Origin of the sequence: uncultured Campylobacter sp. (assembly GCF_938030685.1) — a bacterium.
Classification (GTDB): Bacteria; Campylobacterota; Campylobacteria; order Campylobacterales; family Campylobacteraceae; genus Campylobacter_B.
Genome location: NZ_CALHHX010000138.1, coordinates 1 through 12810 on the forward strand (window position 1 = coordinate 1; position 12810 = coordinate 12810).

Consider the following 12810-nt stretch of genomic DNA (forward strand, 5'->3'; position numbering starts at 1 on the left):
CGTTCCGGATTAGCTCAGCGGTAGAGTAGGCGGCTGTTAACCGCTTGGTCGCTGGTTCGAATCCAGCATCCGGAGCCACCTAAATTCTTTAATCCTTAATTAGTAAAATATAAAGTCCCGGAGTAAAATGCTTTTTATCTATGACATTCTGCTAAAAATAAATTATCTAAGACGCAAGCTGTATTAAAAACTCGTTTGCGCTGCAAAAATGATATAAAATTCACATACAAAACATATATTTACATTAATGTGGACATAAATCCGTCCTCTTCACATAGTAAAATACCTCCAAATAAACAAGGAGGCACTAATGAAAAACAGAAATTTATTCGTAGATAGCGAGATATATGACCTTGCCAATCTTTGGATACTCAGAGCGATATTTTGTGCTGGAGGGCAAAGAGAATTTCTAAAATCCAAATATGGCAACCTTTTGGAATTTTTAGAGATTAATTCGGACGAGCCAACCCAGCAAGATATTAAAATCCTAAAAGATAAGCTTGCCGTTCTTGAGAAAAGCAAAATTTCATGCGAGTTAAAAGAGCTCGAATATAATTTAAATTTGCTTCAAGCAAATTTAGGTTTAAACGATACCGAAAAGGCTATTTTGAGGTTCGTCGCGATTATGTTTAATTACGAAATCGTTTCGGATGCTTGCGAGCTGACAGAGAATTTAAACGATAGACAGGCTGCAAAAGCCATATCACAGATATTAAATTTAAGCTTTATTGACGTGCAAAAAGCTTTTAAAAAAGATGGAATTTTTGCTAAAACTTCACTTATAAAATTAGATATCTACGGACGCAATTTAAGATCAAAAGTTGACGTGATAAATAACGACTTCATAGGCGCTTTATTTGTTAAATGCGAAAGCATAGACGAAATTTTCGCAAGCACCATAAAACCTTGTAGCAATACAAATTTAACTCTTAAGAATTATGCTCATATTAAAGATGATGCGCAAATTTTAATCTCTTTTTTAAAAAATGCTATCCGCAAAAGACAAAAAGGTGTAAACGTACTTTTATACGGCCCTGCAGGTACAGGCAAGACCGAGCTTAGCAAGGTTTTAGCAAAAGAATTAAATTTAAAGCTTTATGAGGTTGCTTATGGAGACGAAAGCGGATACGATAATGAAGCCCAAAGAATAAAATCTTATTGCCTCGCGCAAAATATCTTGCAAGCAGGTTCAAATTTGCTGATGTATGATGAGGCTGAGGATGTATTTAACATAAATAACGATGAGAAAAGGCAATACGGCAAAGCCTTTATAAATAGAGCTCTTGAAACCAATGAAGTACCTACTATTTGGATTACGAATAATATTTATAGCATGGACGAGGCCGTCATTAGACGTTTTAATCTAGCCATAAAGCTTGGAGTGCCTAATAAAAACGTAAGAGCGAGGATCATCAAAGAATATAGCGCAAATTTGATAGATAATAAGCTAATCAATAAACTTGCAAAAAATAAATTTATTGCGCCCGCAATCGTTAGCAATGCAAGCTTAGTCGTTTCGAGCTTAAGTCTAAGAGATAAAAATAAGGCTTTTGAGCGCGTGATAAGCAACTCTTTAAAAGCACAAGGCTACGGCGCGCTAGAAAAGGACAAGAAAAAAGATAGATTAAAAGATGATCTACCTAGTAGCTATGATCCAAATTTCGTAAACTCAAGCTGCGACCTAAACGAGCTAATGCAAGGTATAAAAGAGAGCAAAAGCGCTAGGATTTGCCTTTACGGAGTACCAGGAACCGGAAAGAGCGCATACGCTAAATTTATCGCTAAAAACCTAAGAAGGCCTATTATCATCAAAAAAGGAAGTGAGCTTTTATCTATGTGGGTCGGCGGAACCGAGAAAAATATAGCCGAGGCTTTTAAAGAGGCTGGTAGCAAAAAAGCAGTGCTCGTATTTGATGAAGTCGATAGCTTTTTACAAGATAGAAGCCTAGCTGCTAGAAGCTGGGAGGTAACTCAAGTAAATGAGATGCTAGTGCAGATGGAGAGCTTTAGCGGCATCTTTATCGCTACGACGAATTTGATCGATAATCTCGATAAAGCAAGTCTTAGAAGATTTGATTTAAAGCTTGAGTTCGGATATTTATTGCCAAATCAAGCATTAAATTTGTTCAAAAAAGAGTGCGCATCACTAAGGATAAAATTTGACGAAAACGTAGCTGCAAGAATTTCGGATTTAAGCTTTTTGGCGCCAGGAGATTTTGCGAGTGTGCGAAGACAGGCTAAATTTAAAAGGGTTAAAAACAGCGATGATTTTTATGAGAGATTGGAACAGGAAGTGGCTTTAAAAAATGAAAAGAAAGTAAAAAGGATAGGGTTTTAGCAACACAACTAGCGAAGTTAAAATGGTATCATTTTTATTTAAAGGATAAAAATTTTAGGCTTTTTATAGCAAAATTTTAAAAGATTTAAGGAGAAATACTATGACAAATGACGACAATGAGCAGAATAATTACATTTTAAGTGCAGATGACATACTAAGTAGCGCAAATTATCAAATCCCATACTACCAACGCCCATATGTATGGAGTGAGGATTTGGCTTTAGGACTGCTTTCAAGCATTAAAAGATCGTTTAAGAATGGAAGCTCTAATGAAATTTTACTAGGGCACATAATTTTGCATAAGGAAGCACATGAAAACAAAGAATCAATTAACAATATAGTCGATGGGCAGCAACGTATAACTACGCTAGCTCTTATTTTAAAAGCCCTGGGTGATAATGAAGTGCCTTTTTTAGATAATAAAATAAATTTCTTATCGCATAAGGCTTTGAAAAGAAATTTCGATCTCTTGAAAGCGGAGTGCGACAATATCAAAGACAAAGAAAAATTTATAAGTTACATAAAGAATAGAGTCGAATTTACATATATAAAGACAGGAAATTTAGACGAAGCATTTTTATACTTTGATACGCACAATACCAGTGGTAGAGCTCTTAGCGAAACGGACTTACTCAAAAACCACCACCTAATGTTTATGGATGAGACAAAATCAAAGCAGCTAATGCTTCAATACGCTAAAAAATGGAATGAGTATTCTTTATACGGCATTAATACATCTTGGTTTTTGAGAGAAAATTTGATATTCCGCACATTAAGAAGCGCACTATATATAAGACGAACTAAAACTGACGCTTTTAATCCGTATAGAACTTTTGGTTATTATGGTGCAGATGAAGAGTGGTATAAGTTTAATTATTCTATTTTTGAGGAATTTAAAAACCACTTTGATGAGAAAATCAAAATTTACAAAAGCAATATATCGCTCACGGATGATATTCTTGGAGGGGCGAGCTTTTTTGAATATGTTTTTAAGTATTGCGATATTTTAAAATACATTGAAAGTAATTTCATATATTTTCATGAATATTTTACGGGATGTAGTTATCTAAATCATGCTTGCCACGTAGTTTTGCTATTTATTGCCGACAAGTTTAGTATCGAGGCATTAGACGAGGTTGCGAATTTAGTGTTTTTAAATATATTTGGCGTCGCCTGCGGATATGATAGAATTTCTGGTGATAGTCCGCGGATAATAGTTCAACGGCTTTTGCAACTTACTGATACCTCAAGCACATTGGAAACGCTGAAAGTAAAAATAGAAAAAGAGCTAAAAACTAATGCAGAAATATCGAAGATTTTGCCCAAAAATCGAGAAAAGCATTATAATAGGATAAAGGACAAGACAAAGTACACCAGGGACTACATGGCCGATAATTCTTTTAATATTATAAATTTTGAAGGAGAAGAAGATGGAAGAAGCAAAAGCAAATAATCGTACTATACACAGCATAAAGAGTTATGAATTTGAAATACCTTTTTACCAAAGGGCGTATTCTTGGAGAAAGCAGGATATTGAAAAACTAATAAGCGATATAAACGGCAAAGAAGGGCACTATCTCGGCAATATCGTAGTTAAGAAGAATGATGATAAATTTATCGTTATAGACGGGCAGCAAAGACTTACTACTATTTATATTATTTTTATGGCTTTAGGAGTAAAAGAAAAACCGTTTGAACTAAGCTATGAAATAGATAGTAGCGATGGCGAAAAACTAAAAAACTTTAACGTAAATGAACGCAAATATGTAAATAGACAAATTTTAGATGCCATCCTTTTTGCTAGCAACAATGAAATTTTGTGTAAAGATAGTTTCGAAAAGAATATAAATTCGGCTATTTTTACGATGACTATTATCCCAAAAAATGTCAAAGCTACTGAGTATTTTGAACTAGTTAACACAAAAAGCATTCAGCTTGAAAATCATCAAGCTTTAAAGGCTAGATTTTTAAGTAATATTAAAGATAACTATGCAGACGTAGCAAGAAAATGGGATATGATCTCAAATATGGACGAAAAGTACAAAGATCAAATTTTAGAAAGCAATCAAGCAGATTTGCCTATCGAACCAAAAACAATAAGAGAGCTTTTGGAATCAGATTTTAATGGCAAAGAAGAAAAACAAACCGAAACGAATTCTGATGCAAAAAGCCTAGTAAAATTCCCAGTATTTTTACTTCTAGTTTTGAAGGTGTTTGTTGCCAAAAACGGCTTGAATGTGGATTCTGAGAATAAGGTGGACCCTAAGAATAAGATTATCATAGACAAAGATAAACTTTTGGGGGAATTTGAAAAAGTTTTTAGAGAAAAGACAAATTTGCACTATGAGTTTATTGCTTTTTTAGAAAGTATGCGTAAAAAATTTGATGAATTCGTCTATAGAGATGACGAGATGAAAAACAAAATATTGCTAAATTTGCAAAGATTATTTTACTATACTAGCGAATACGACAAGCCTGAATTTATCGCCGCACTTTTGGCTTTCTTAGACAAAAACTCACTAGATGCTTGTAATGATAAAAATGCACAAAAGGTTATTGAATTTCTCGAGCAATTGGATAACGAGCTGGCAAAGAGCGCTTTAAAAAAGAATGAATCTCGTAAAATAGTAGAAACTATAAATGACGTTATAGGAAAAATTTATAAAGGCGAAAGTCTGGAAACGCCAGTACTTGAAAAAATCGACTCTAAATTTTTAGATACTGGAACAGCAGTACCGCACTATTGGTTCTATAGGCTAGAATACCTACTTTGGCGAGATTTTAATAATTTAAGTGTTTGTAATATTTGCTCAGATGATATAAAAAAAGCATTTCCTAAATTTAATAGAGATGAATACCTAATCAAACCCCAAGACACGGTAGAGCATATGTGGGCAACAAATTTGCAAGAAAATAATAAAGCACTAGATGATTTTGGGAATTTGGCCCTAATAAGAAAGGATTTTAATTCTAGTTTAAGCGATTATGATTTTGGTGAGAAGTTAAAAATGATAAAGGAAAGCCCAAGCTCAAGTATAAAAATGCTAATATTTTACGCATCGCAAAAGGGATACGATAAGGATATGATCGGTAGACTCGGCTATGAAATGAAGAAAATTCTTTTTCAAGGCATATAAATGACTCTCTCCAAATCCCTCTACATCCGCGGTCTTCAGTGTGAAAAGAGCTTGTGGCTTAAAAAGAAAAAGCCTGAAGTTTTGCAAGCTCCAGATGATAGCGCGCAGGCGGTATTTGATACCGGCACCTCGGTAGGCGAGCTAGCCTGTGAGCTATTTAGCGGCGGCGAGAGGATAAAGTACACCGGCGACTTTGGCTCGCAAATGGCAAAAACAAAAGAGCTTATCGAGCACGACGCAAAAGTAATCTACGAGGCCACTTTTTGCTTTGACGGCATCCTTGTGATGGTTGATATCCTTCGCATAGGCGTGGATGGGCTTATCATCAACGAAGTAAAGAGCTCAACCTCGGTAAAAGATGTCTATATCGATGATGCAAGCATCCAGTACTACGTCATTAGCTCGCTTGGCTACAAGGTAAGCGGCGTAAATATCATCCACATAGATAGCAGCTACGTAAGAGGCGAGAAGCTTGAGCTTGAAAAGCTATTTTGCGTGCAGGACGTAACTGAGCAAGTAAAGCAAAAGCAGCGAGATATCCCTCAAATTTTAAATAAATTTGAAGAAATTTTAAGCCAAAATGATGAGCCAAGCATTGATATCGGTCCTCATTGCACAAGTCCTTATCCCTGCGACGCTCGGGAGTACTGCTGGCATAAGCAGCGAGCTATCCCGGAGTATAGTGTATTTGACATCTCTCGTCTAAGAAGCGGTAAAAAATTTGAGCTTTATAAAAGTGGCGTGGTTAAATTTAACGATATAAAAGATCTAAGTAAATTTAACGCCTCTCAGCAAATCCAAATAAAATCAGAAATCTCGCAAGAACAAATCATAGACAAAGATGCAATAAAAGAGTTTTTGGATACGCTCCGCTACCCGCTCTACCACCTTGACTTTGAGACATTTCAGCAGGCAGTGCCGCAGTTTGTAGGGCTTAGGCCTTACGAGCAGATACCTTTTCAGTTTTCAATCCACAAAGATGACGGCAAGGGAAATTTAGAGCATTTCGAGTTTTTAGCTGAGGCTGACGTCGATCCTAGATACGAGTTAGCATTAAATTTAATCAAATTTATCCCGCAGGACGCCTGCGTGCTAGCCTACAACATGAGCTTTGAAAAAGGAGTGATAAGACGTCTGGCCGAAGCTTATCCGCAAATCTCAAATGAGCTTATGGCTATCCACGACAATATAAAAGACCTCATGGCACCCTTTGCAAGCAAAAGCTACTACCATCCGAAAATGAAAGGTAGCTACTCCATAAAATACGTCCTGCCGGCACTTGTGCCGGAATTAGAATTGGCGTATAAGGATTTAAATTTAATCCATCACGGAGGCGAAGCTATGCAAGCATACGCCGCTATGACTTTTATGAAAGAAACAGAGCGCGAAGCTTATAAGCAGGCTCTGCTAGAATATTGTAAGCTCGATACGCTAGCAATGGTTAAAATTTTAGAAAAACTTTATGAGGCTGTACACTAAGACAAAAAATGCCTAGTTTGTCTGCTATAATGCTTTAAAATTTTAAAGGAGGAGATATGGATATAGAGAAATTTGAATCTATGCTAAAGCAAATCAAAGTCTTAAGCGATAAGCTAGAAGTGAAAAAGCTGCGCGGCAATAATGACTACAATCTATTTTTGGCGCTTTTTGACGCTAGCGACGAAGTGAGGTTGCACTCGCGCTTTATCTGCTCGCTACTCGATCCGAACTCGCCGCATTATCAAAAAGAGTTATTTTTGGAGCTTTTTATAAAAGCATGCGGGCTAGAGGATTTTGGGCTAAATTCGCAAATCGCAAAAGTCTATAAAGAATACGAGAATATCGATATCTACATAACTGACGGCACGAAGCATATTATTTTAGAAAATAAAATTTATGCCGGCGATCAAGAGGCTCAGATTAAAAGATATATAAAAACTATCCAACAAGAAAACGGCAATGAAGCTGAAATTTACGTGCTGTTTTTATCACCGCAAGGGCGCGAGCCTACCGGCTATAGCCTAGACGGACTAAAAATCAAAGACGGCAGAATTTCAAACGAAAAGGGCGATAAAATCGCTAAATTTAAGGCGATTTCATACGATAAAGAGATAACTGCGTGGCTTGATCTATGCCTTGAAGAAACGGGAAATTTAACCAATTTGTCCGCTGTGATATCGCAATACAAAAATGTCATCGAAAAAATTTATGGAAAATATAAAGGAGTGCAGATGGATGCAAATGAAATTAGTAAGATAATTTTAGAAAAAGAAAACTATAAAATGGTTTGTGAAATAGTAGAAAATGCTTTTGAAAAAGCCAGGATAAAAGCCTTGGTTAGCTTTTTGTTAAAGGCGAGAGGGATTATACTGGATAAATTAAAAGGAGATTGGGATATCAACGAGATAAGAGTAGAGCAGGCGGATTTCAAGAAAAGATATTTTAAACCTATTAAAATTTACAAAAAGAGTTGGAAACGAAGAGCAACGATGATATGTTTTTCGGTATAGAGTTTCAAGAACTGAATTTTATAGGAGCATGGGCTGGGTTTAGATGGGTTATAGAAGAAGAAAACATTAGCGCCCTAAAACAGCATATCGCCAAATATAACCCTGAAGGATATAACAAGTGGTGGGCTACGGGTCGATATTTAAGTATCGGTAAAGGTGATTTCGTAAAAGCTATGATTCTCGATGACTATTCGGCAGAAAAATTTGCAGATGAAATGGTACAGATGGTAATCAAATTTGAAGATATGACAGATGAAATAAACCATCTAAAGCAACAAAAAGTGATATAAATTTTAAATGTACTAAAATGGAAGCCATCATGCAATCAACAATCCTTCGCGCAAAAGAGATCGTCGAAAACGCCGATGCCGTCATCATAACCGCAGGAGCAGGCATGGGCGTAGATAGCGGACTGCCTGATTTTAGAGGCGATCTTGGCTTTTGGAAAGCCTATCCGCCTTTAAAGGATAAAAATTTAAGCTTTACGGAAATGGCAAATCCGCAGTGGTTTTTTAGCAGCCCTGAGCTAGCCTGGGCATTTTACGGACACAGGCTAAAGCTCTATAACGCAACCCAGCCTCACGAGGGTTTTGCGCTACTAAAAGACCTTTGCGAAACAAAAGCCGGCAACTACTTTATCTACACTTCAAACGTCGACGGACACTTTGAAAAAGCCGGCTTTGACAAGGATAAAATTTACGAGATCCATGGCTCCATACATCACGCGCAGTGTATCCACAACGATGGCGGAAACATCTGGAATATGGACGAAAATAGCGCCCTAGTAGACGAGGAGAAATTTATCGCTACAAAGATGCCCGTGTGCCCTGAGTGCGGATGCGTAAGCCGCCCAAATATCCTTATGTTTTACGATCACGAATTTAACCATAAAAGGGCTTGGACGCAACGTAAAAAGTACGATGCGTGGCTTAGTCACAATATGAACTCTAAAATAGTCATAATCGAGATCGGCGTGGGGCTTGTGGTGCCTACGATTAGGATTTATGGAGAAAGGATGGCAAAAAGATTTAAGCGCGGCGCTCATCTAATCCGCATAAACCCGCTAGATACTCACGTAAGCGCATATAGAGGCATGGCGATAAAGGCAGGCGGACTTGAAGGATTAAGAGCAATCCTTAGCTGATATTATCCCTTCATTTTTAGATAAAATAATATAAAAGGAGCCTGGATGCAAAAACCGCAAAAAATAATCCCGCAACCCGGTAGTAGCAAATACGAACGCATAAACGAAATAGCCACCTTAATTAGCAGAAAACCCCATTCCATCTCCGAGCTCGCGGAAAAATTTGGAGTTTGCACCAAAACTATCCAAAGAGACCTTTACGAGGTACTAGCGAAAAATGGAGCTGTAAGAAACGGCAGGATGTGGAGCATAGATAAAACTAAAATCAAAGATGGCTTAGATCAGGAGGAACGCACCGTCATAAATATCCTCGACAACATCTCAAAAACCATGGGCGCAAATTTCTACTCAAAGGCTCACGTTTTACTAGAACAGATCACAAACCGGCTAAATCATCCGATTTTAACCAATATAAGCAGCGAAAAATTAAGTGAAGATGACTTTATAAATTTCGAACTGCTTGAAAACGCTATCAAAGAGAGAAGCTTGGTGCAGTGCGAATACGCCGGTTTTAAATTTAAGATAAAGCCGCTAAAACTAGCGATGTTTGACGGATTTTGGTATTTGCTATTTTTAGATACGAATAAAAACGATACCTTCAAGAAATTCCACTTAAAAAGCATCACAAATATTAGAATTCTTGAGGAGAAATTTAAATTAGACGCCAAAATAGAGGAGAGGATTAAAAATATAAACTCCGCCTGGGCAACGCTAGATAAGCCAAATACCGCTAGACTGCTTTTATCTCCGCAGATAAAGAAATATTTCGAGAGAAAACCCTACGCTAAGCAGAGCATAACAGGACTTGATGCCGATGGCTCGGTCGTAATCGATATAGAATTTACTAATTTAATGGAGATAAAGCCGCTTATTTACTACTTCATTCCGTTTATCAAAGTACTAGAACCAAAGGAGTTAGCCGATACGATAAAAGATGAGATAGAAAGGTATTTAGAAGAGATAAAATGAAAATTTCATATGAAATAAAGATAAAATTTGGCGATTTATCGGACGCACAAGCGGATTATCTGATAAATCCTTCAAATACGGCGATGCTGCTTGGCGGCGGTGTGTCTATGGCTTTTAAGAGGCATTGCGGTGAGGTGCTAGAAGAATACATGCAAGAACAGCTAAAAATAAGAGAGATAAGGCAAGGTGACGTCGTCAAAACCGCCTCAAATCACGCAAACTTTCCATTCGTATTACATGCAGCCATTATGAATTACACCGATAGATCAAAGCCTAAAAAGCCGAGCTTAGATATTATCACGCAAATTTTAAATAATTTACAAGAAATAATCTTACAAGATCAAAGCAAATATATAAAAATAGCTATGCCTCTGATGGGATGCGGAGCGGGTGGACTAGATAAGCGCGAGGTGATCAGCGAATACAAATGCTTTTTCAAACAAAATTTAGACGCAGAAAAAGAATGCGAAGTAGAAATTTACGGATTTAGTGAAAGTGATTTTAAATTATTGAAAGAAATTATGACAAAAAGCTAAATTTGCTTGCTTGGCTGCAGATATAAGGCGTGCTACCGATATGCGAGTAGAGCCGCGAAATACAATTAGTTTATCGCGCTAAATTATATTTTATAGAATTCAGCTGCTAAAATTTTATAAATTTAACTCAAATTTCTAAAATATTAAGCTTCAGACTTGAATTATAAATCGTGCAATCGCCGATTTTATCAATATCTAAAAGCGGATTATGCACGTGTCCGCAAAGGATTATTTTTGCTTTTAAAAGTCCGTGCTTTAGCACTCGAAAAAGCTCTTTATCACCAAAATCTCTGCCGCGCTCTATGGACGTTTGCGTATGTGTAGGCGGAATATGCGTAAGTAGCACGTCGCACTCTGCAAAATCCAAAATATCCGCGCAGAGATAAGGGGCGCAGCCAAATTTAATACCCTCAAGCGTCTTAATATCGCCATCCGCATAAATATTAGACGCTCGTATCCAAGAAACGTCGCCAGACTCACTCACGTCATGATTTCCGCTACATACAAAGATAGGCTTTTTAAAATTTTCTAACCACCGCTTTACCCACGCTTTTTGTCCTATGATATCTTTTTGGTTTGTGTCTATCAGATCGCCGCTTATGCAACAAATGTCAAATTCTAAGCTTAAAATTCGATCAAATTTAGCTTTATCGAAATGTAGATCGCTCGCATGCAGAATTTTCATTTATCCCTCGCACTAGGAATTTAAATCACTCAAGAATATCGCCCGTCAGCGGCTTTAGCATATTTTTTTATTGCTATATCAATTCCTTGAAATCCTCTGCGCATTATATCTAAATTTAAACATCAATCTTGCCACCATAGTTAGATTTATAAAATTTAAAATTCTCATTTTGTAAATAAATTTGATAAAATTTAGCCATTTATTGATTATAATCAATTTTTTTGCCTAAATAAAATCTTAAAATTACCAACTAAATTTTTTATAAAGGATTTCTATGAGCGACAATCTAGAGATGTTCTGTCATCAGTGCCAAATGAGCGCACCCGAAGGCTGCGGCGCCAAAGGCCAAGACCGTGGTACCTGCGGTAAAACCTCCACGCTGGCGTTACTTCAAGACACTATGGTTTTCGGACTTAAGGGCCTTAGCGCCTACCGCCACCACGCGCACGAGCTCGGCGCCGATACTAGCGCGGTCGATACCGTTATAGGCGACACGCTGTATTTCACGCTGACGAACTCAAATTTTAACTTTGACGAGCATATCGCGCAGCTGATGGCCGTCGGAAGCGCGGGCGTGCAGATGATGGATATCTTAAGCGAGGCACATACCGCAAAATTCGGCGTACCAACCCCGGTTAAAGTTAGCCAAAACAAAGTCGAGGGCAAGGCGATTTTGGTTAGCGGCCACAACCTGCACGCTCTTGAGGCGCTGCTAAAAGCGACCGAAGGCAAGGGCATCAATATCTACACCCACTCCGAGATGCTTCCTGCGCACGGCTATCCGCAGCTTCGCAAGTATCCGCATCTAAAGGGCAACGTCGGCAAGGCGTGGTTCGATCAGACCAAGCTTTTTAACGAATTTAAGGGCGCGATTTTGATGACCACCAACTGCATCGTGCCGCTTCGCTCATCCTGTAGCTACGCAGACCGCTTGTTCGGCTACTCTATCGCTGGCACAGACGGGATCAAACATATCCAAAACGACGATTTTACGCCGCTCATCGAGTGCGCGCTTGCATGCGGCGACGTGAGCATGGATAGCGACGAGAGCTTGGTGACGGGCGGGCATTACAAGACGATTTTGAGCCTCGCGCCACAAATTTTAGACGCGATCAAATCGGGCAAAATCCGCCGCTTTTTCGTCATCGCAGGCTGCGACGCACCTGGCAAAGGACGCGAGTATTACCGCGAGCTAGCGCTTAGCTTGCCGAAGGATTGCGTGATTTTGACCTCCAGCTGTGGCAAATTCCGCTTCAACGACGTGGATTTCGGAACCGTACCCGGCACCGAGCTTCCGCGCTATATCGATCTAGGTCAGTGCAACGACAGCAACGGCGCGGTCAAGATCGCCTTGGCGCTTAGCGATGCTACGGGCATCGCCGTAAACGACCTGCCGGTCTCGATCGTGCTGATGTGGATGGAGCAAAAGGCGGTCATCATCCTGCTTGCGCTGTTTAGCCTGGGCGTTAAGAATATCAACGTGGGCCCTACGGTGCCTGAGTTTTTCAACGA

General features: G+C 38.5%; 11 protein-coding genes and 1 tRNA gene. 11 read left to right on the forward strand and 1 reads right to left on the reverse strand.

Features of this window, described 5'->3' with window-relative positions:
* Positions 1 to 3 precede the first annotated feature (3 nt).
* The 10 genes from Q0369_RS06320 to Q0369_RS06365 all read left to right on the forward strand — a co-directional run bounded on the left by Q0369_RS06320 (position 4) and on the right by Q0369_RS06365 (position 10613).
* A tRNA-Asn gene (locus tag Q0369_RS06320) sits at positions 4 to 78 on the forward strand.
* A 232-nt stretch (positions 79 to 310) separates the two neighbouring features.
* Entirely contained in the window at positions 311 to 2338 is a 2028-nt protein-coding gene (locus Q0369_RS06325) for an ATP-binding protein (RefSeq protein WP_298097486.1), read from the forward strand.
* A gap of 100 nt (positions 2339 to 2438) precedes the next feature.
* Entirely contained in the window at positions 2439 to 3791 is a 1353-nt protein-coding gene (locus Q0369_RS06330) for a DUF262 domain-containing protein (RefSeq protein ID WP_298097490.1), read from the forward strand.
* Complete coding sequence (locus tag Q0369_RS06335) at positions 3769 to 5475, forward strand: DUF262 domain-containing protein (RefSeq protein WP_298097494.1); 1707 nt, start codon at positions 3769 to 3771, stop codon at positions 5473 to 5475. The genes Q0369_RS06330 and Q0369_RS06335 overlap by 23 nt, the downstream gene beginning before the upstream one ends.
* Entirely contained in the window at positions 5476 to 6954 is a 1479-nt protein-coding gene (locus Q0369_RS06340; RefSeq protein ID WP_298097498.1) for a DUF2779 domain-containing protein, read from the forward strand. It abuts the gene before it with no gap.
* Positions 6955 to 7010: 56 nt separating this feature from the next.
* Positions 7011 to 7964 (forward strand): PD-(D/E)XK nuclease family protein, encoded by a 954-nt coding sequence (locus Q0369_RS06345; RefSeq protein WP_298097501.1) that lies wholly within the window; start codon positions 7011 to 7013, stop codon positions 7962 to 7964.
* Positions 7949 to 8254 (forward strand): hypothetical protein, encoded by a 306-nt coding sequence (locus Q0369_RS06350; protein WP_297962466.1) that lies wholly within the window; start codon positions 7949 to 7951, stop codon positions 8252 to 8254. The genes Q0369_RS06345 and Q0369_RS06350 overlap by 16 nt, the downstream gene beginning before the upstream one ends.
* 29 nt (positions 8255 to 8283) lie before the next feature.
* A complete protein-coding gene (locus Q0369_RS06355; RefSeq protein WP_298097504.1) occupies positions 8284 to 9108 on the forward strand; it encodes a Sir2 family NAD-dependent protein deacetylase in 825 nt (274 codons plus the stop codon).
* 45 nt (positions 9109 to 9153) lie between these two features.
* The gene (locus Q0369_RS06360) at positions 9154 to 10077 is read left to right on the forward strand and encodes a WYL domain-containing protein (protein WP_298097507.1); all 924 of its coding nucleotides are present in this window, start codon (positions 9154 to 9156) and stop codon (positions 10075 to 10077) included.
* A complete protein-coding gene (locus Q0369_RS06365) occupies positions 10074 to 10613 on the forward strand; it encodes a macro domain-containing protein (protein WP_298097510.1) in 540 nt (179 codons plus the stop codon). Before Q0369_RS06360 ends, Q0369_RS06365 begins: the two co-directional genes overlap by 4 nt.
* A gap of 127 nt (positions 10614 to 10740) precedes the next feature.
* Here the strand turns inward: Q0369_RS06365 and Q0369_RS06370 are convergent, their stop codons facing one another.
* Entirely contained in the window at positions 10741 to 11298 is a 558-nt protein-coding gene (locus Q0369_RS06370) for a metallophosphoesterase (protein WP_298097513.1), read from the reverse strand.
* Positions 11299 to 11572: 274 nt separating this feature from the next.
* On the opposite strand from Q0369_RS06370, the gene hcp reads away from it, so the two are divergent.
* The coding region (hcp, locus tag Q0369_RS06375) for a hydroxylamine reductase (RefSeq protein ID WP_298097515.1) at positions 11573 to 12810 on the forward strand (1238 nt) is incomplete at its 3' end.

Coding starts and splice junctions, on each gene's coding strand:
- Q0369_RS06325 (WP_298097486.1), top strand. CDS start 311: ATGAAAAACAGAAATTTATTCGTAGATAGCGAGATATATGACCTTGCC.
- Q0369_RS06330 (WP_298097490.1), top strand. CDS start 2,439: ATGACAAATGACGACAATGAGCAGAATAATTACATTTTAAGTGCAGAT.
- Q0369_RS06335 (WP_298097494.1), top strand. CDS start 3,769: ATGGAAGAAGCAAAAGCAAATAATCGTACTATACACAGCATAAAGAGT.
- Q0369_RS06340 (WP_298097498.1), top strand. CDS start 5,476: ATGACTCTCTCCAAATCCCTCTACATCCGCGGTCTTCAGTGTGAAAAG.
- Q0369_RS06345 (WP_298097501.1), top strand. CDS start 7,011: ATGGATATAGAGAAATTTGAATCTATGCTAAAGCAAATCAAAGTCTTA.
- Q0369_RS06350 (WP_297962466.1), top strand. CDS start 7,949: ATGTTTTTCGGTATAGAGTTTCAAGAACTGAATTTTATAGGAGCATGG.
- Q0369_RS06355 (WP_298097504.1), top strand. CDS start 8,284: ATGCAATCAACAATCCTTCGCGCAAAAGAGATCGTCGAAAACGCCGAT.
- Q0369_RS06360 (WP_298097507.1), top strand. CDS start 9,154: ATGCAAAAACCGCAAAAAATAATCCCGCAACCCGGTAGTAGCAAATAC.
- Q0369_RS06365 (WP_298097510.1), top strand. CDS start 10,074: ATGAAAATTTCATATGAAATAAAGATAAAATTTGGCGATTTATCGGAC.
- Q0369_RS06370 (WP_298097513.1), bottom strand. CDS start 11,298: ATGAAAATTCTGCATGCGAGCGATCTACATTTCGATAAAGCTAAATTT.